This window comes from Arthrobacter sp. JUb119, assembly GCF_024807995.1.
GTDB lineage: Bacteria > Actinomycetota > Actinomycetes > Actinomycetales > Micrococcaceae > Glutamicibacter.
On record NZ_JANUFE010000002.1, the window covers coordinates 169,676 to 186,630 of the forward strand.

The following is a 16,955-nucleotide window of genomic DNA, read 5'->3' on the forward strand; positions in this document are numbered from 1 at the left end:
TGCCCGCCGGTATCCCCCTTAAGGAGGAGAAAGCGCAGCCCACTGGCCGATACCGCGAATCGGCAGGCCGCGGAACAGTGGAAGCCATGGACATCATGACGAGCAATCCCGAACTATCCCTTCTCATCCTGGCGCTAATCGACTCGACCAGCATCGGCACCCTGGTCATTCCGCTGTGGCTGCTGCTCAGGGGGCGCCGCGAAGCCATTGCCAAGGTACTGGCCTACCTGCTGGTGATCGCCGGATTCTACTGGATCGTCGGGGTGCTGCTGCGCAGCGGGTTGCTGCTCATCGATCCCGGCATCTTCCAGCACCGGTTCTTCCGGCTGGCCGGAATGGCGGTCGGGGCGCTGATGATCATCTGGGCGCTCACCTACCGCACCGATGCGCAGAAGGAAGCCAGCGCACGGAAGAAAGCCATCGCGCATAGCGGCGCGGCACTTGAAGGACCGGCACCGAGCCCGGCGGACGCAACCGGCCAGGTGCCGCGGCGCTTGCGCAGCCGTTTGGGAACTGCGCTGGATACCCGCACCGGGCTGATTGCCCTGGCCCTGTTCGCCGGCCTCTTGGAACTTCCCACGATGCTTCCCTACCTGGCCGCCGTAGGCGTCATGCAGGGCGCCGGCTGGGGCACCGGTTTGCAGCTGCTTGCGCTGATCGGCTACTGCCTGGTGATGATCGTCCCGGCGTTGGTGCTGGTTGGCGCCCGTGCGCTCGCCGGCCCGCGCATCGAAGCCTGGATGCAGAAGATGGGGGCCAAAGCCTCGGCCTACGCCCAGGAAACCCTTGGCTGGGTGGTGGGCATCGGTGGATACCTGCTGATTCGCGCATGCCTTTCCGGGCAGGATCTGCACAGCTTGCTCAGCTAGCCACGCTGTGGGCGAAAGGGCACGGTTCCAATTGGCTTGAAGCGGGGTAATGATGCGAGAATTGACGGCATGGAACCTCTAGGCAGCAGCGCGAAGCAGGGCAGAAAAGTCACCCTGAACGCATCAACTTTGGCAATGTCCGTCATGGTCATCGTCCTTCTGGTGGCAGTGGTATTCGCTGCCAACTCCAATGAGATCGTCGGCTGGTTCGTTGTCGTCATCTCCGCCGGTTGGCTGCTGCTGGCCGCATTCATGATGTTCGGCCTCAAGCGAGGCGCGGACAAGATCAACAACTCGCTGCGCGAAGCCACAGCGGCGGCTACCCCGCGCGCCCAGCCAGGCACCGTGGTGGTTGACGAGTCCACCAGCCAGCGCGACATGAAGCTGGACCACTCGTTCAAGATCGTCCAGGTCCAGGCCCGCGTGATTGCCGAGCAGCGCGAGGCGAAGGGCGAGGACTACGAGGGCATGATCGACCGGGCGCTGGAGACAATACAGATGACCGCGACGAATGCGCGGGACATGATCAAGCCGGCCAAGCCGATGGATGGCGAAATCATCGACTAACTGGCCAGGGCAACGCGAAAGCGTTGCCCTTTTTCGTTGCCCGTGTTTGGGCGCAGGCCAGATCAGCGCGTAATCGAACGCTTAATTTTGTAAGCTGGAACAGTGATACCTACCAGTGTGGAAATTCTCAACAAGGACGCCGGCGCACTGCGCGTGGCGTCGGTCAACGTCAACGGCATTCGCGCGGCCTACAAGCGCAACATGGCGGACTGGATCGCCGCCCGTGACGTGGACATCCTGTGCCTGCAGGAAGTACGCGCACCGGATAAGATCCTGCGCGACCTGATTGGCGAGGGTTGGCATATTCTGCATGCCGAGGCCAAGGACAAGGGCCGCGCAGGGGTCGCCGTCCTCTCGCGGACCGAGCCGGTAGCCGTGCGCGAGCACATCGGCGAGGACTACTTCGCCGAATCCGGCCGCTGGGTCGAAGCCGATTTCGACATCAACGGCGAGATCTTCACCGTCGTCTCCGCCTACGTCCACTCCGGCGAGCTGGGCACCCAGAAGCAGGAGGACAAGTACCGCTTCCTGCAGCGCATGAACGTGCGTCTGGTCGAACTGAAGAGCGAGAAGGACCACGTGCTGGTGGTGGGCGACCTCAACGTCGTGCACACGCAGAAGGACATCAAGAACTGGAAGCCGAACCATAACAAGCGCGCCGGCGTCATGGACGAGGAAATCGCCTACTTCGACGGCTTCTTCGGCCCTCAGATCGGCTACAAGGATGTGGCTCGCGAGCTGGCCGGCGACGTGCAGGGACCGTACACCTGGTGGTCCTTCCGCGGACAGGCCTTCGACAACGATGCCGGTTGGCGTATCGACTACCACATGGCCACCCCGGCACTAGCCGCCAAAGCCATCAAGTCCCACGTAGACCGTGCCTCGGCCTACGATTTGCGCTTCTCCGACCATGCACCGCTGGTCGCCGACTACCAGTTCTAAGGAAAACCATGGAAACAACCCGTCCCCGCGTACTTTCAGGAATGCAGCCTTCGGGCGACTCCCTGCACCTGGGCAACTATCTGGGCGCATTGGTCAACTGGGTCAAGACCCAGGATGACCACGAAGCATTCTTCTTCATCCCGGATATGCACGCGATTACCACGCCGCAGGACCCGGCCGAGCTGCGCGCCCGCACCCGCAAGACCGCCGCGCAGTTCATCGCCGGCGGCATCGACCTGGACAAGTCCACCCTGTTCGTCCAGTCGCAGGTTCCCGAGCACGCTCAGCTGGCGTGGGTCTTCAACTGCATCACCGGTTTTGGCGAAGCCAGCCGCATGACCCAGTTCAAGGACAAATCCTCCAAGGGCGGCGCGGATGCCGCCAGCGTCGGGTTGTTCACCTACCCCGTCCTGATGGCTGCAGACATCCTGCTCTACCAGCCGGAAGGCGTTCCAGTGGGCGATGACCAGCGCCAGCACGTGGAGCTGGCCCGCGACCTGGCCAAGCGCTTCAACCACCGTTTTGGGCAGACCTTCACCGTTCCGGAGGCGTTCATCCCGAAGGAGGGCGCGCGCATCTACGACCTGCAGAACCCGACCTCCAAGATGTCCAAGTCCGCCGAGTCCCCGGCTGGCCTGATCAACGTGCTCGACGAGCCGAAGCTGATCGCCAAGCGCATCAAGTCCGCCGTGACCGATGCCGGGTCCGTCGTGGCCTACGACAAGGCTGAGAAGCCAGGGGTTTCGAACCTGCTGGATATCCTGGCCGCCGTGACCGGCAAGCATGTTCCGGAGCTGGTCAACGAATTCGAGGGCAAGATGTACGGGCATTTGAAGGTGGCTGTGGCAGAAGCTGTCGTGGAGCGCCTGACCCCGATCCGTACCCGCACCTTGGAACTGCTGGATGATCCCGCCGAGCTGGATCGCCTGCTGCTGGTTGGAGCGACCAAGGCGCGCGAGGTCGCATCGAAGACCGTTGCCGATGTCTACCAGAAGGTCGGCTTCCTGCCACCGCTGGGAATCTGATGGCTTTCGAGTACACCCTGGGCGTAGTGATCCCGGTGCCGCAGCCGCACCGGGAGACCCTGCGCGCGTGGCGCCAGGAATACGGGGGAGAGGCCACCGGGCCAATTGCCCCGCATATCACCCTGGTGTCCGGATCGTACCTGAATTCCTGGGAGAAGGCGGCGGCCCAGGTGCGCCGGGTGGCAGCCACGGTGGAGCCCTTCAGCATCCAGCTGGGTCCGGCTCGAACCTTCCGACCAGCCAGTGACGTGGTTTTCCTGCCGCTTGAAACCGGCGCCGATGAATGCTGGCAGCTGCACCGTGCGCTGCTCGGCGACGCACTGAGGCACGAATCAGCTTTCGCCTACCATCCGCACCTGACTATCGCCCAGAACGTGCCTGCGCGGCAACTGGACGCCGCGCAGGCGGCGCTGGGCGACGCGCAGCTGTCCTTCACCGCCGACCGCATCCAGCTGTTCGATACCCGCGGCGGGGAGTGGAACTTCAGCGAGGACATCGCGCTCGGTTCATAGCGCACCCCGTGCTGCCGCAGGGCAGCACGTTTCTGCCCGCGACGACACACGAATCGGCATTCGGGTGCTCCTGCTCACATAATGGTGGAAGGCGCCGCGACGCAGCCATGGCGCCGGAAAGGCAGGATATGGACGTCCGGCAATTGAGGTATTTCCTGGCGGTCGCCGACCACGAGGGGTTCAGCCGCGCCGCCGAGCACCTGCTCATCGCGCAGCCTTCGCTGTCGCAGACGATCAAGAGCCTCGAGCAGGAGATCGGCTTGCCGCTGTTCCACCGGGTTGGCCGCCGGGTTGTGCTCAGCGAAGCGGGCAAGGAGCTGCTGGGCCCGGCCCGGCTGGTAGTCCGGGACCTGGACGCTGCGCGTTCGGCGATGGCGGAGCTCAAGGGGGTCCACCGCGGCCGGCTGGAGCTGGCGGCCATGCCGTCACCGGCCATCGAGCCGCTGACCACCCTGATCTCCCGGTACACCCAGCAGCATCCGCAAATTTCCGTCAGCACTGCCGCCGCCTTCACCGTTGACGAGGTGGTCAGCTCGGTGCGCTCCGGGAGCAGCGAGATCGGCCTGCTCGGCGCGGAGCAGCCGATTGCCGCCCCCGGGGTGGACGTAGTGCAACTGGAGCGCCAGCCGCTGGTGCTGATCATCAATCCGCTGGCAGATCACTTCGGGCCGGGCGAAACGCTTCAGGGCTGCGACCTCGACGGCGAGAGCATCATCATCTCGCAGCGCGGCTCGCTCATGCGCTCAGTGGTGGACGACCTGGTAGCCCGCGGCGTGGACCTGCGCATCGTCGCCGAAGTCGCCCACCGCACCTCGATTCTCCCGCTGGTGCTCGCCGGAGTCGGGCATGCCATCCTGCCGATTTCCTGGGCCCCGCTGGCGCGCCGTTCCGGGCTGCGGGTGGCCCTGCTGGAGCCGGTCACGCAGCTGCATGTGGCGATCATCAGCCGGCAGGAGAACCTGACTCCCGCGGCCCAGTCCTTCCTCCGGCTCGCCCAGGAGTATTCAGAAACCCAATCTGGCCAGCAACTATAGGGTAACCCTATTCGGCGTATGCATATTCGGTCTTAGACGCGATGCCTAGGTCCCGGTCTAATGGAAACCAAGTTCGCACGTGATGCGGACCACTTAGACCAAGGAGGAAACCATGGGCCAGACCCGAGTATTCAAGATCGCTTCCATTCCCGCAGACGGTGTCGGAAAGGAAGTGGTCGCCGCCGGCCGCACGGTGCTGGAAGCTGTCGCCGCGCAATCCAACGGCAAGTTCGCCTTCGACTGGACCGAGTTCGACTGGGGCTGCGAGTACTACGCCAAGCACGGGGTCATGATGGCACCAGACGGCTTGGAAACGCTGAAAGACTTCGACTCGATCTACTTCGGCGCGGTCGGCTGGGAGAACGTTCCAGACCATGTCAGCCTCTGGGGCTTGCGCCTGAACATTACGCAGAACTTCGACCAGTGGGCCAATATCCGCCCGGTCAAGTTCCTTCCCGGGGTCACTTCGCCGCTGCGCAAGGCCGATGACACCGAGCTGGATTGGATCGTCGTGCGCGAGAACAGCGAAGGCGAATATGCCGGGCTGGGCGGACGCAACCTTTCGGGGCGCGGGCCGGGCAATGAGATCGCGCTGCAGACGGCGCTGTTCAGCGAGAAGGGCTGCGAGCGGATCATCCGCTTCGCTTTCGAGCTGGCCCGCACCCGCACGGTGAAGAAGGTCTCCTCGGTCACCAAGTCCAATGCGCAGCAGTACGGCATGGTGCTGTGGGACGAGACCTTCGAGCGCGTAGCGCAGGAATTCCCGGATGTGCGCACCGAAAGCGTGCTGGTTGACGCGATGAGCGCCAAGTTCATCCTCAATCCCGAGGACCTGTCCGTGGTTGTCGCCTCGAACCTGAACGCCGACATCCTCTCGGATCTGGGCTCCGCCCTGGCCGGCAGCCTGGGGCTGGCCGCCAGCGCCAACCTGAACCCCGAACGCCGCTTCCCGTCCATGTTCGAGCCGGTGCACGGTACGGCCCCGGACATCGCCGGGCAGGGGATCTGCAATCCGATCGGCGCGATCGCCAGCGCCGCGCTGATGCTGGAGCACTTCGGGCTGGAAGCCGAAGCCCGCCAGGTCGAGGGGGCTATCGAAGCAGCCACCGCGGCCGGACAGCTGACCCGCGACATCGGCGGAACTGCGGATACCGAGACCGTCACCGACGCCATCGTGGCAGCACTGAGCAGCACTCTGGCCGCTGTCTAGGTCCAACGCGCGCCCCATCCGGGGCGCGCCACCAGGCCGCGAATATTGCATCGCGGCTCCCTGAATTTTTCCAAGCCCCGCTCCCGCGCACGCTGAGATCCACGGAGCAAGGCTTATTCCAACACTGAGGTAGGAATCATGGGCAAGACCATGCAGAGCGAAAGCATCCAGCCGGCTCGCCGGCCACTGTACCGGCAGCTGTACTTCTGGGTCCTGATCGCCATTGTCGCCGGCATTATCCTTGGCTGGCTGGCACCGGAAACCGGCCAGTCCATGCAACCGATCGGCACCACATTCGTGGAAGCGATGAAGATGCTGATCGGACCGATCGTCTTCCTGACCATCGTCGGGGGCATCGCCAGCGTTGCCGACCTGAAAAAGGTCGGAGCCACCGGGCTCAAGGCGCTGGGCTACTTCCAGATCGGCACGATCTGCGCCATGCTGCTGGGACTGGTAGCGATCAACATCTTCCGCCTGGGCGATGGTGTGAACGCGGACGCCAGCAAGCTCGAAACCACCGGCCAGGCCGCGGAACTCATCGACAAGGGCGAGAACCAGCAATGGTGGGAGTTCCTGACCCACATCATTCCCGGCTCAGTGGCATCGCCATTCGTCGAAGGCGACATCCTGCAGATCATCTTCATGGCGGTGGTGTTCGGCATCGCGATCAATGCCGTGGGCAAGATCGGCGGCCCGGTGCTGGATCTGGTGCAGCGGCTGACTACGGTGATCTTCAAGGTGCTGAATTTCATCATGAAGGCGGCACCGCTGGGCGCTTTCGGCGCCATGGCCTTCGCCGTGGGCAAATACGGGGTGGAAACGCTTTCCAGCCTGGGCTGGCTGATCCTGCTGTTCTACGGCACCTCGATCATCTTCGTGGTCTTCTTCCTCGGTGGAATCATGGCGTTCCTGGGGCTGAACATCTTCAAGATGCTCAAGCACTTTCGCGAGGAGCTGCTGCTGATCCTGGGCACGTCCACGGCGGAGCCGGCGCTCCCCGGGCTGATGAAGAAGCTCGAGCATGCTGGGGTGAAGAAGGAGACCGTGGGGCTGGTGGTGCCGACCGGATACAGCTTCAACCTCGATGGCGCTGCCATCTACCTCTCGCTGGCGTCCGTGTACATCGCCCAGGCCACGAATACCGACCTGACTGTGGGCCAGCAGATCGGCATGCTTGCCGTCATGCTGCTGACCTCGAAGGGTGCGGCGGGTGTTGCCGGAGGCGGATTCATCGCACTGACCGCAACCTTGAGCACCTTGGGAACCATCCCGGCGGCCGGCATCATGCTGATCTTCGGCATTGACAAGTTCATGTCCGAATGCCGCGCCCTGGTGAACTTCTGCGGCAATGCCGTCGCCACCTTGTTCATCGCCTGGTGGGACAAGTCCCTTGACATCGAACGAGTACGCAAGGTGTTCAACGGCGAAGAAGTCCCCGCGCAGCAGGGGTCGCAAGATTCCCCGGAGGGCAAGCAAGCGAACGTGGCTGCGGAAGACGACGGCACGCAGGACAACCCGGTCGATGCCTCGGCGGCTGAGCTCAGCGGCGTAGCGCGCTAGCACCCAAGGGCACAGCAGGTCCCCGCGAAAGTTCTGGCGGGGACCTGCTGCGTTGGCGGGCTACTTCGCGCGCACGTTCGCTTCGATCTTCGCTCCGGTGTCCGCGTCGATGTTCTTCCAGTACTCGATCGCGTTGGACAGCACCGGCTCGATGACGCCATCCAGCGCCCCGGTGACGGTGTCCACCAGTTCGGCGCGCTGGGCGTCGTCCATCACCTCGCGGACCAGGATGCCGGGCTGGACGAAGTCCCCGTCGTCCTTGCGCAGCGTGTAGGCCTCGCGGACCAGCTCGCCGTCGGACTCGAAGGAGTTCTCCGCCGGACCGGTTTCATCGCTCCATGAATCCCCGAAGGAGTTCGGCGCGTAGACGCTGCGATCACCGGTGTGATCGTAGGTCATGCTCCCCTCGAAGTTATACGAGTTCACCGGGCACTTGGGCTTGTTCACCGGCAGCTGCTGGAAGTTGGTGCCGATGCGATAACGTTGCGCGTCCGCGTACGCGAAATTGCGTCCCAGCAGCATCTTGTCCGGACTCATCCCCATGCCCGGGACCATGTTCCCGGGGGAGAATGCGGCCTGCTCGATTTGCGCGAAGAAGTTCTCCGGGTTCCGGTTCAGCGTCATGGTGCCGACCTTGATGCGCGGATAGTCCTTCTTGGACCAGACCTTGGTCAGGTCGAAGGGGTTGAACCGGTAGGTCTTGGCTTCCTCGTAGGGCATGATCTGCACGTACAGGTCCCACTGGGGAAAATTTCCGGCCTTGATGGCTTCGAACAGGTCGCGACGGTGGAAGTCGGCGTCGGATCCGGCCAGTGCCTCGGCCTGCGCCCCGCGCATGGTCTCGAACTTCTCGGACTGCTTGTTCAGGAAATGGTACTTGACCCAGAATTTCTCTCCGGCAGCATTGACCCACATGTAGGTGTGCGAGCCGTAGCCGTTCATTTCGCGCCAGGTCTTGGGCAGGCCGCGCTGGCCCATGATGTAGGTGACCTGGTGGGCGGATTCCGGATTCTGCGTCCAGAAGTCCCACTGCATGGTTCCATCGCGCAGCCCCGAATCGGGCAGCCGCTTCTGGGAGCGGATGAAGTGCGGGAACTTCATCGGGTCGCGCACGAAGAACACCGGCGTGTTGTTCCCGACCAGATCGAAATTGCCTTCGGAAGTGTAGAACTTCATCGAGAAGCCGCGCACATCGCGCCAGGTGTCGGGAGAGCCGAGCTCGCCGGCAACGGTGGAGAAACGCATCAGCGTTTCGGTTTTCACGCCAGGCTGGAACAGGGCCGCCTTGGTGTACCGGGATACGTCCTCGGTGGTTTCGAATTCGCCGAAGGCTCCGGAACCCTTGGCATGCGGGCGGCGCTCGGGAACATTCATCCGGTTGAAATGCTGCAGGGTCTCGACCAGATGATGGTCGTGCAGCACGATGGGGCCGTTGGCGCCCACGGTCAGCGAGTTGCGATCGCTGGCTGCCGGGATTCCTGCTTGGGTTGTCGAGGTGGGATCTTCACTGGCCATGTTTGCTCCTCAGCTATGTGGTGCATTGGGAAAAGGGCGAGTACTGCCCATCATGCCACGCATAGCGGGGGAGTTGAAGGGATACAAAAAGGGCCCGAACCATCACTGGTTCGGGCCCTTAGCGCGTCCTTAGACGGTGCGCGCCAGAATTGCCTGCTTGACCTCGGCGATAGCCTTGGTCACCTGGATGCCGCGTGGGCATGCTTCGGTGCAGTTGAAGGTGGTGCGGCAGCGCCACACGCCTTCCTTGTCGTTCAGGATCTCCAGGCGCATGTCGCCTGCATCATCGCGCGAGTCGAAGATGAAGCGGTGGGCGTTGACGATCGCGGCGGGGCCGAAGTACTGGCCATCGGTCCAGAACACCGGGCAGGAGCTGGTGCAAGCAGCGCACAGGATGCACTTGGTGGTGTCGTCGAAGATCTCGCGATCCTCGGCGGACTGGTAGCGTTCCTTGGTTGGCTCGTGGCCCTTGGAGATCAGGAATGGCATGATCTCGCGGTAGGACTGGAAGAACGGTTCCATGTCGACGATGAGGTCCTTTTCAAGGGGCAGGCCCTTGATGGCTTCAACGGTGATCGGCTTGGAGGTGTCCAGGTCCTTGAGCAGGGTCTTGCAGGCCAGGCGGTTGCGGCCGTTGATGCGCATGGCATCGGAACCGCACACGCCGTGGGCGCAGGAGCGGCGGAACGACAGCGAGCCGTCCTGCTCCCACTTGACCTTGTGCAGGGCGTCCAGCACGCGGTCGGTGCCGTACATGGTCAGCTTGAAATCTTCCCAGTATGCGTCCGCAGTAGCCTCTGGCAGGTAGCGGCGAACGCGCAGGGTGATGTCGAAGCTCGGGATCTCTCCGCCGCCGCCAACGCCTGGCTTCAGGTCGATCTTTGACGGTGGTTCTGGCAGTTCGGTGCTCATTAGTACTTACGCTCCATTGGCTGGTAACGGGTAAAGACCACTGGCTTGGTCTCCATGCGGATGCCCTTGATGTCCTCGGTGACGGCTTCTGCGTCACGGTAGGACATCGAGTGCTTCATGAAGTTCTCATCGTCGCGGTCTGGGAAGTCCTCGCGGTAGTGGCCGCCGCGGGATTCCTTGCGGTGCAATGCAGCAACGGTGATGACCTCGGCCAAGTCGAGCAGGAAGCCCAGCTCGATGGCTTCGAGCAGATCCAGGTTGAAGCGCTTGCCCTTGTCCTGGATGCTGATGTTCTTGTAGCGCAGGCGCAGATCCTCGATCACGTCGCGCGCTTCCTTCAGCGAACGCTCGTCGCGGAATACCTGGACGTTGGCGTCCATGGTCTCCTGCAGGATCGAGCGCAGGTCCGAGACGCGCTCGGTGCCGTTGCCGGTCAGCACGCCGTCGATCTGCGCGGTGACGAATGCTTCCGGGTTCTCCGGCAACTCGACGAAGTCGGCGGTCTTGGAGTACTCGGCAGCGGCAACGCCGGCGCGCTTGCCGAACACGTTGATGTCCAGCAGCGAGTTGGTGCCCAGGCGGTTCGAGCCGTGGACCGATACGCAAGCAACCTCGCCGGCAGCGAACAGGCCAGGAATGACGGTGTCATTGTCCTGCAGCACTTCGGTGTTGATGTTGGTTGGAACGCCACCCATTGCGTAGTGCGCAGTGGGGTAGACAGGCACCGGATCGGTGAATGGCTCGACACCCAGGTAGGTGCGGGCGAACTCGGTGATGTCCGGCAGCTTGGATTCGATGTGCTCTGGTTCCAAGTGGGTCAGATCCAGCAGCACGTAGTCCTTGTTCGGGCCGCAACCGCGGCCTTCGCGGACTTCGTTGGCCATCGCGCGGGCCACGATGTCACGTGGTGCGAGGTCCTTGATGGTCGGCGCATAGCGTTCCATGAAGCGCTCGCCATCCGAGTTGCGCAGGATCGCGCCTTCGCCACGTGCACCCTCGGTGAGCAGGATGCCCAGTCCGGCAAGGCCCGTTGGGTGGAACTGGAAGAACTCCATGTCCTCCAGCGGCAGGCCCGAGCGGAAGGCGATGCCCATGCCGTCACCGGTCAGGGTGTGCGCGTTGGAGGTGGTCTTGAAGACCTTGCCGGCGCCGCCCGAAGCGAAGATGACCGACTTGGCCTGGAAGACGTGCAGTTCGCCGGTAGCCAGGTCGTAGGAGACGACGCCGGCAACGCGCTTCTGCTTGTAGGCGGTGCCGTCCTCGCGGTAGGCGTCTTCTTCGACCATCAGCAGGTCGAGCACGTAGTACTCGTTGTAGAACTCGACGTTGTGCTTGACGCAGTTTTGGTACAGGGTCTGCAGGATCATGTGGCCCGTGCGGTCAGCTGCGTAGCATGCGCGTCGCACGGCGGCTTTGCCGTGGTCGCGGGTGTGGCCGCCGAAGCGGCGCTGGTCGATCTTGCCCTCTGGGGTTCGGTTGAATGGGAGGCCCATCTTCTCCAGGTCCAGCACGGCGTCGATGGCTTCCTTGGCCATGACCTCGGCTGCGTCCTGGTCAACCAGGTAGTCGCCACCCTTGATGGTGTCGAACGTGTGCCACTCCCAGTTGTCTTCCTCGACGTTGGCAAGTGCTGCGCACATGCCGCCCTGGGCCGCACCGGTGTGCGAGCGGGTTGGGTAAAGCTTGGTTAGCACTGCGGTGCGTGCGCGCTGACCGGATTCGATCGCTGCACGCATGCCTGCACCACCGGCACCGACGATAACAACGTCGTACATATGTACCTGCATTCTTGATGCTCTCTTTTCTAAAAATCTGTGTGGCTATTGGCTGGAACTAGGGGAGTTCCAATTAGCACTGCGGCAGGGTGCTGCCGGCTACGCATGGATCGAAGGTGAAGATCACCAGGGAACCAAGCACGATGATGAAGATCGTGGCGACGTACAGGATGCCCTTGAGCCATGCACGGGTAGCGTGCTTCTCTGCGTAGTCGTTGATGATGGTGCGCACGCCGTTGGTGCCGTGCAGCATGGCCAGCCACAGCATGGCCAGATCCCAGAACTGCCACAGCGGCGAGGCCCACTTGCCGGCCACGAAGCCGAAGCTGATGCCGGAGATGCCTTCGCCGACCATCAGGTTGGAGATCAGGTGTCCGAAGATCAGGACGATCAGCACGACGCCGGAGAGGCGCATGAACAGCCATGCCAGCATTTCGAAGCTTCCGCGGGACTTTGGTCCGCGCTTGTACTTTGGATCAATGCGCTGGCTGCGAGGAGCAGGAATAGAAACGCTCATGGCTTAGTGGCTCCCAAATGCGATCGACAGGTGACGGATGGCGAAGCCCGCAAAGACGATGACCCAGAGGATCAATACGCCCCAGAGCAACTGGCGCTGGTACTTGGTACCCTGCTTCCAGAAGTCGACCAGGATCAAGCGCAGACCGTTGAATGCGTGGAAGAGGATTGCTGCAACCAGACCGGTTTCACCAAGTGCCATCCACGGGGTCTGGTAGGTGCTAATGATTGCGTCGTAGGCGCCGGCATCGACACGGACCATGGCCGTATCGAGCACGTGCACCAGCAGATAAAGAAAAATAACGACACCGGTGACTCGGTGTCCCACCCAGGACCACATGCCTTCATGGCCGCGGTATAGGGTGCCTGACGAAGTCTTCGACACTGAACTAAACCTCCAAGGCTCGCAACGGCGCATGTGTATATTGCACACAATGAGATTTGACGCACTTGTGCGAGCGTTCCTTGTGCGAGTCTAAACCACTTGGCTAGCTCCAATCTATTTCGTGTCTCGTTCCTGTGAGCATGTTCACCGAAAAGGGGTAATTATGCGCTAAAAGGCCGAAATCCCGCCCGTAATACCTCATGCGATGTTTTCGTATTTAATCTGTTGCACAGGTTTCAATGGACAGGATTATCCACCGAATGAATTAGTCTGGAAGGCGTGAATGCAGACCTATTAGCCCGATTCCACGGCGTGATCCCCGCCGGCGGCGTCGGCACCCGATTGTGGCCCCTCTCCAGGGCTTCCGCTCCGAAGTTTTTGCACGATCTGACCGGATCCGGATCCACGCTGATCCGCGCCACCTATGACCGCCTGGTCCCGCTGGCCGGCGAACGGATCATGGTGGTCACCGGGCGTGCGCACCGCGGGGCCGTGGTATCCCAGTTGCCCGAGCTATGCGACGAGGACCTGGTGCTCGAGCCGGAGCCGCGCGACTCGGCCGCCGCCATCGGCCTGGCCGCCGCGATCCTGTACCGCCGCGACCCGAGCATCATCATGGGCTCCTTCGCCGCGGACCAGGTCATCGAGCCGGTTGAGGTGTTCCAGGCCGCGCTGAGCGAAGCGATCCACACCGCTGCGACCGGCAAGATCGTGACCATCGGCATCCACCCGACGCACCCTTCCACCGGTTTCGGCTACATCCAGACCGGCGAACCGCTCCAGGTGCCCAATGCGCCGTCGGCGCGCGGCGTGGTGCAGTTCGTGGAGAAGCCCGATGAGGACACCGCCCGCAAGTACCTGGCCTCGGGCGGGTTCCTGTGGAATGCCGGCATGTTCGTCGCGCCGGTGAGCCTGATGCTCAAGCACCTGGAAGCCAATGAGCCGGCGCTGTACACGGGCCTGATGAAGATCGCCGATGCCTGGGAGACCGATCAGCGCGAAACCGTGATGCGCGAAGTCTGGGCCGATCTGCCGAAGATCGCCATTGACTATGCGGTGGCCGAGCCGGCCGCCGCGGCCGGCGATGTCGCGGTGATCCCGGGCGTTTTCAACTGGGACGACGTGGGCGACTTCGCCGCGATCGGCCGCTTGAACAAGGCCAGTGCCGAGGAGGGCATCATCAACCTGGGCGGCGAGTCGGTGCGCGTGTATGCCGACAGCGCTACCGGCGTGGTCTATTCGGACCGCCCGCGCGTGGTGGCCCTGGTCGGGATCGAGGATGTGGTCGTGGTGGATACCGCCGACGCGTTGCTGGTGACCACCAAGGAGCATGCGCAGAAGGTCAAGCAGACCGTGGAGGCCTTGAAGGCCGACGGTGCTACCGAGGTGCTCTAGCACAGCAGGATTGCGAACGGGGCGAGCTGGCCGGCAATAGGTCGGCGCGCCCCGTTTCCCTTGCCTGATGTTGCGCAATGCGCCCGAACATTACGGAAAACTGTCATTTTCTGCACCGTGCCGAGTATCTTCAAAAGGTGTCCACCGTGAATGAAAATGGCAATCCGGCTTCCGTCAGCGACTTCACCGAGCCGCTGATCGACCAGCTGATCGGCTTCCGCAGGGAACTGCATCGCAACCCGGAGCTGTCCTTTGCTGAGCACCAAACCACCGAGCGGATTCTCGAAACCCTGCGTGCTGCCGGGCTGGCGCCGCAGAAAATGGCCGACACCGGCGCCTTCGTGGACATTGGCGAAGGGCCCATCCGCATCGCCTTCCGTGCCGACATCGACGCGCTGCCGGTGGTGGAGGAAACCAACCTGGACTTCGCCTCGATGACCCAGGGCGTGGCGCACGCCTGTGGCCACGACATCCACACCACCGTGATGATCGGCGTGGCTTTGGCCCTGGGCAGGATCCATGCCGCCGGCAAGCTCGATGGCTGCGTGCGGGTGATCTTCCAGCCCGCCGAGGAGAAGCTTCCCGGCGGGGCGCTGTCGGTGATCGAGCAGGGCTTGCTCGATGGCGTGCCGCGGGTGCTCGCGCTGCATTGCGACCCGCGGATCGACGCCGGGCATATCGGCACCCGCATCGGTGCGATCACCTCGGCCAGCGACACCATCCGCATCGAGGTCAACGGCCGGGGCGGGCACACCTCGCGCCCGCACCTGACCGAAGACATCGTTTTCGCGATGAGCCAGATCGCCACCCAGGTCCCGGCCGTGCTCGGACGCAAGGTCGATGTGCGCTCGGCCGTCTCGGTGGTCTGGGGCCAGATCCATGCCGGCAGCGTGCCGAACGCGATCCCCGCCACCGGATACCTGGCCGGCACCATGCGCTGCCTGGACGGCGATGTCTGGTACGAGGCCGGTGAGCTGCTGGACCAGGCCGTGCGCCAGATCGCCGCTCCCTACGGAGTGGAAATCAAGCTGCAGCACACCCGTGGAGTGCCTCCTGTGGTCAACGCTCCGGCGGAGACCGCATTGATCGAGGACGCCGCGCGCCGCGAGTTCGGGGCCGAGGCCATCGAGCTGACTCCGCAGTCCATGGGCGGGGAGGACTTCGCGTGGATGACGCAGAAGGTTTCCGGTGCGATGCTGCGGCTGGGAACCCGCACCCCGGGCGGCAAAACCTATGACCTGCACCGCGGGGACTATATCCCGGACGAATCGTGCATTGGCGTGGGGGTTCGCATCATGGCGGCCGCCGCCATGCAGGCTGTGCGCGAGGCGAACGCCAAATAGGGCGTTGGCCACATCAAACCCGAAAGTTTTTAACATTTCTTTGACGCTTTAACAATTCGGTCAGTGACTTGGGCGTTGGCGTTAAGCGCTTGCCGTTTTGCGGCCCGTAAGTTATCTGTTTGTAATCTTTATCGTCTTTACCTGTGACATATCTCCGATAGGCTATGGAAACGATGGGAATGCTATGACTTTTGGTGTTCTCGAGTAAGGCCTAGGCAATGGAGCCTTGCACGAGGGTCAGGTGTCTTGCCTCCCGCATTATCTCGCAAGATTCTTTGGAGGAACAGATGCGCTTCGTATCGCGCAAGACCGGTATGGCTGCAGCCATGCTCGGCATCTCGGCATTAGCTTTGAGCGCCTGCGGCGCTGCACCGGAAGAGACCAGCTCGGCTGGCCAGTTCCCGGACTACGTTGGCTGCATCGTGTCCGACTCCGGTGGATTCGACGACCAGTCCTTCAACGAATCTTCCTTCCGCGGCTTGAAAAACGCCGAGAAGGACCTGGGCATCCAGACCAAGGATGCAGAATCCAAGTCGAACGCCGACTTCGCGACCAACCTCAACGGCATGGTCAACGCAGGCTGCGACCTGACCGTCACCATCGGCTTCCTGCTGGGCGACGCAACCGCTGAGGCTGCCGCGGCCAACCCGGACAAGAACTTCGCCATCGTCGACTTCCAGTACGAGAAGCCGATCGAAAACGTCAAGCCGATCATCTACGACACGGCCCAGGCTGCCTACCTGGCAGGCTACGCAGCAGCTGCCGCTTCGAAGACCGGCACCGTTGCCACCTTTGGCGGCATCAAGATCCCTACCGTCACCATCTTCATGGACGGCTTCGCTGACGGCGTGGCCAAGTTCAACGAAGACAAGGGCAAGGACGTCAAGCTGCTGGGCTGGGACAAGAAGAAGCAGGACGGCACCTTCTCCGGCGACTTCGAGAAGCAGGATAAGGGCAAGCAGATCACCAAGAACTTCATCGCTTCCGGCGCTGACGTTGTCATGCCTGTCGCCGGCCCAGTGGGCAAGGGCGCTGGCGCTGCAGTGGTCGAGGCCAACGACGGCGGCAAGGAAGCCAAGCTCGTGTGGGTCGACTCCGACGGCTTCCTGACCGCTCCCGACTACAAGGACGTCATGCTGACCTCGGTCGTGAAGACCATGGACACCGCAGTCGAAGATGTCATCCGCACCGATGCCGAGGGCAAGTTCGACTCGACCCCGTACGTGGGCACCTTGGAGAACGAGGGCGTTGCACTGGCACCGTTCCACAACTTCGATGAGGAAATCGGCGAAGACACCAAGAAGGAGATCGATGCCCTGAAGCAGCAGATCATCTCCGGTGAGCTGGAGATCGAATCGGCCTCCAGCCCCAAGTAGGTCTAGGCAAACCAGCCAT

The 16,955-nt window shown here is 62.7% G+C and carries 16 protein-coding genes; 11 read left to right on the forward strand and 5 right to left on the reverse strand.

What is annotated here, in order from left to right; translation table 11 throughout:
* Positions 1 to 86: 86 nt before the first annotated feature.
* The 8 genes from M2368_RS06800 (at position 87) to dctA (ending at position 7,719) form a co-directional block, all read left to right on the forward strand.
* Positions 87 to 869 carry a GAP family protein gene (locus M2368_RS06800; RefSeq protein WP_498724253.1) on the forward strand — a complete coding sequence of 261 codons (783 nt, stop codon included), beginning with the start codon at positions 87 to 89 and terminating at the stop codon, positions 867 to 869.
* A 69-nt stretch (positions 870 to 938) separates the two neighbouring features.
* On the forward strand, positions 939 to 1,436 hold the full coding sequence (locus M2368_RS06805; protein ID WP_013348085.1) for a hypothetical protein: 498 nt from the start codon (positions 939 to 941) through the stop codon (positions 1,434 to 1,436).
* 102 nt (positions 1,437 to 1,538) lie between these two features.
* Positions 1,539 to 2,378 (forward strand): exodeoxyribonuclease III, encoded by an 840-nt coding sequence (locus M2368_RS06810; protein ID WP_498724254.1) that lies wholly within the window; start codon positions 1,539 to 1,541, stop codon positions 2,376 to 2,378.
* Between the two features lie 8 nt (positions 2,379 to 2,386).
* Complete coding sequence (gene trpS / locus M2368_RS06815) at positions 2,387 to 3,403, forward strand: tryptophan--tRNA ligase (protein ID WP_013348087.1); 1,017 nt, start codon at positions 2,387 to 2,389, stop codon at positions 3,401 to 3,403.
* A complete protein-coding gene (locus M2368_RS06820; RefSeq protein ID WP_498724255.1) occupies positions 3,403 to 3,915 on the forward strand; it encodes a 2'-5' RNA ligase family protein in 513 nt (170 codons plus the stop codon). The genes trpS and M2368_RS06820 overlap by 1 nt, the downstream gene beginning before the upstream one ends.
* A gap of 107 nt (positions 3,916 to 4,022) precedes the next feature.
* A complete protein-coding gene (locus M2368_RS06825) occupies positions 4,023 to 4,949 on the forward strand; it encodes a LysR family transcriptional regulator (RefSeq protein WP_498724256.1) in 927 nt (308 codons plus the stop codon).
* Positions 4,950 to 5,061: 112 nt separating this feature from the next.
* A complete protein-coding gene (locus M2368_RS06830) occupies positions 5,062 to 6,159 on the forward strand; it encodes a tartrate dehydrogenase (RefSeq protein WP_498724257.1) in 1,098 nt (365 codons plus the stop codon).
* Between the two features lie 138 nt (positions 6,160 to 6,297).
* The gene (gene dctA / locus M2368_RS06835; protein ID WP_498724258.1) at positions 6,298 to 7,719 is read left to right on the forward strand and encodes a C4-dicarboxylate transporter DctA; all 1,422 of its coding nucleotides are present in this window, start codon (positions 6,298 to 6,300) and stop codon (positions 7,717 to 7,719) included.
* A 60-nt stretch (positions 7,720 to 7,779) separates the two neighbouring features.
* Here dctA and M2368_RS06840 read toward each other — a convergent pair whose 3' ends face one another.
* The 5 genes from M2368_RS06840 to sdhC all read right to left on the reverse strand — a co-directional run bounded on the left by M2368_RS06840 (position 7,780) and on the right by sdhC (position 12,855).
* On the reverse strand, positions 7,780 to 9,234 hold the full coding sequence (locus tag M2368_RS06840) for a catalase (RefSeq protein ID WP_498724259.1): 1,455 nt from the start codon (positions 9,232 to 9,234) through the stop codon (positions 7,780 to 7,782).
* Between the two features lie 129 nt (positions 9,235 to 9,363).
* Complete coding sequence (locus M2368_RS06845) at positions 9,364 to 10,146, reverse strand: succinate dehydrogenase iron-sulfur subunit (RefSeq protein WP_105661693.1); 783 nt, start codon at positions 10,144 to 10,146, stop codon at positions 9,364 to 9,366.
* On the reverse strand, positions 10,146 to 11,933 hold the full coding sequence (gene sdhA, locus M2368_RS06850) for a succinate dehydrogenase flavoprotein subunit (protein WP_498724260.1): 1,788 nt from the start codon (positions 11,931 to 11,933) through the stop codon (positions 10,146 to 10,148). The genes M2368_RS06845 and sdhA overlap by 1 nt, the downstream gene beginning before the upstream one ends.
* Before the next feature lie 61 nt (positions 11,934 to 11,994).
* A complete protein-coding gene (locus tag M2368_RS06855; RefSeq protein ID WP_105657424.1) occupies positions 11,995 to 12,438 on the reverse strand; it encodes a succinate dehydrogenase hydrophobic membrane anchor subunit in 444 nt (147 codons plus the stop codon).
* A gap of 3 nt (positions 12,439 to 12,441) precedes the next feature.
* On the reverse strand, positions 12,442 to 12,855 hold the full coding sequence (sdhC, locus tag M2368_RS06860) for a succinate dehydrogenase, cytochrome b556 subunit (protein WP_388025151.1): 414 nt from the start codon (positions 12,853 to 12,855) through the stop codon (positions 12,442 to 12,444).
* 246 nt (positions 12,856 to 13,101) lie between these two features.
* Here sdhC and M2368_RS06865 point away from each other — a divergent pair, with 246 nt between their 5' ends.
* From M2368_RS06865 to M2368_RS06875, 3 genes are all read left to right on the forward strand, one after another.
* Entirely contained in the window at positions 13,102 to 14,217 is a 1,116-nt protein-coding gene (locus M2368_RS06865) for a mannose-1-phosphate guanylyltransferase (protein ID WP_498724261.1), read from the forward strand.
* 146 nt (positions 14,218 to 14,363) lie between these two features.
* Positions 14,364 to 15,560 carry an amidohydrolase gene (locus M2368_RS06870; RefSeq protein WP_105657427.1) on the forward strand — a complete coding sequence of 399 codons (1,197 nt, stop codon included), beginning with the start codon at positions 14,364 to 14,366 and terminating at the stop codon, positions 15,558 to 15,560.
* 287 nt (positions 15,561 to 15,847) lie between these two features.
* Complete coding sequence (locus M2368_RS06875) at positions 15,848 to 16,936, forward strand: BMP family lipoprotein (RefSeq protein ID WP_105657428.1); 1,089 nt, start codon at positions 15,848 to 15,850, stop codon at positions 16,934 to 16,936.
* Positions 16,937 to 16,955: the final 19 nt, after the last annotated feature.

Excerpts from the sequence above, each read along its gene's own strand:
- M2368_RS06845 (WP_105661693.1), bottom strand. The coding sequence starts at position 10,146 with ATGAGCACCGAACTGCCAGAACCACCGTCAAAGATCGACCTGAAGCCA.
- trpS (WP_013348087.1), top strand. The coding sequence starts at position 2,387 with ATGGAAACAACCCGTCCCCGCGTACTTTCAGGAATGCAGCCTTCGGGC.
- M2368_RS06800 (WP_498724253.1), top strand. The coding sequence starts at position 87 with ATGGACATCATGACGAGCAATCCCGAACTATCCCTTCTCATCCTGGCG.
- M2368_RS06805 (WP_013348085.1), top strand. The coding sequence starts at position 939 with ATGGAACCTCTAGGCAGCAGCGCGAAGCAGGGCAGAAAAGTCACCCTG.
- sdhC (WP_388025151.1), bottom strand. The coding sequence starts at position 12,855 with ATGCGCCGTTGCGAGCCTTGGAGGTTTAGTTCAGTGTCGAAGACTTCG.
- sdhA (WP_498724260.1), bottom strand. The coding sequence starts at position 11,933 with ATGCAGGTACATATGTACGACGTTGTTATCGTCGGTGCCGGTGGTGCA.
- M2368_RS06820 (WP_498724255.1), top strand. The coding sequence starts at position 3,403 with ATGGCTTTCGAGTACACCCTGGGCGTAGTGATCCCGGTGCCGCAGCCG.
- M2368_RS06855 (WP_105657424.1), bottom strand. The coding sequence starts at position 12,438 with ATGAGCGTTTCTATTCCTGCTCCTCGCAGCCAGCGCATTGATCCAAAG.
- M2368_RS06840 (WP_498724259.1), bottom strand. The coding sequence starts at position 9,234 with ATGGCCAGTGAAGATCCCACCTCGACAACCCAAGCAGGAATCCCGGCA.
- M2368_RS06825 (WP_498724256.1), top strand. The coding sequence starts at position 4,023 with ATGGCGCCGGAAAGGCAGGATATGGACGTCCGGCAATTGAGGTATTTC.
- M2368_RS06875 (WP_105657428.1), top strand. The coding sequence starts at position 15,848 with ATGCGCTTCGTATCGCGCAAGACCGGTATGGCTGCAGCCATGCTCGGC.
- dctA (WP_498724258.1), top strand. The coding sequence starts at position 6,298 with ATGGGCAAGACCATGCAGAGCGAAAGCATCCAGCCGGCTCGCCGGCCA.
- M2368_RS06830 (WP_498724257.1), top strand. The coding sequence starts at position 5,062 with ATGGGCCAGACCCGAGTATTCAAGATCGCTTCCATTCCCGCAGACGGT.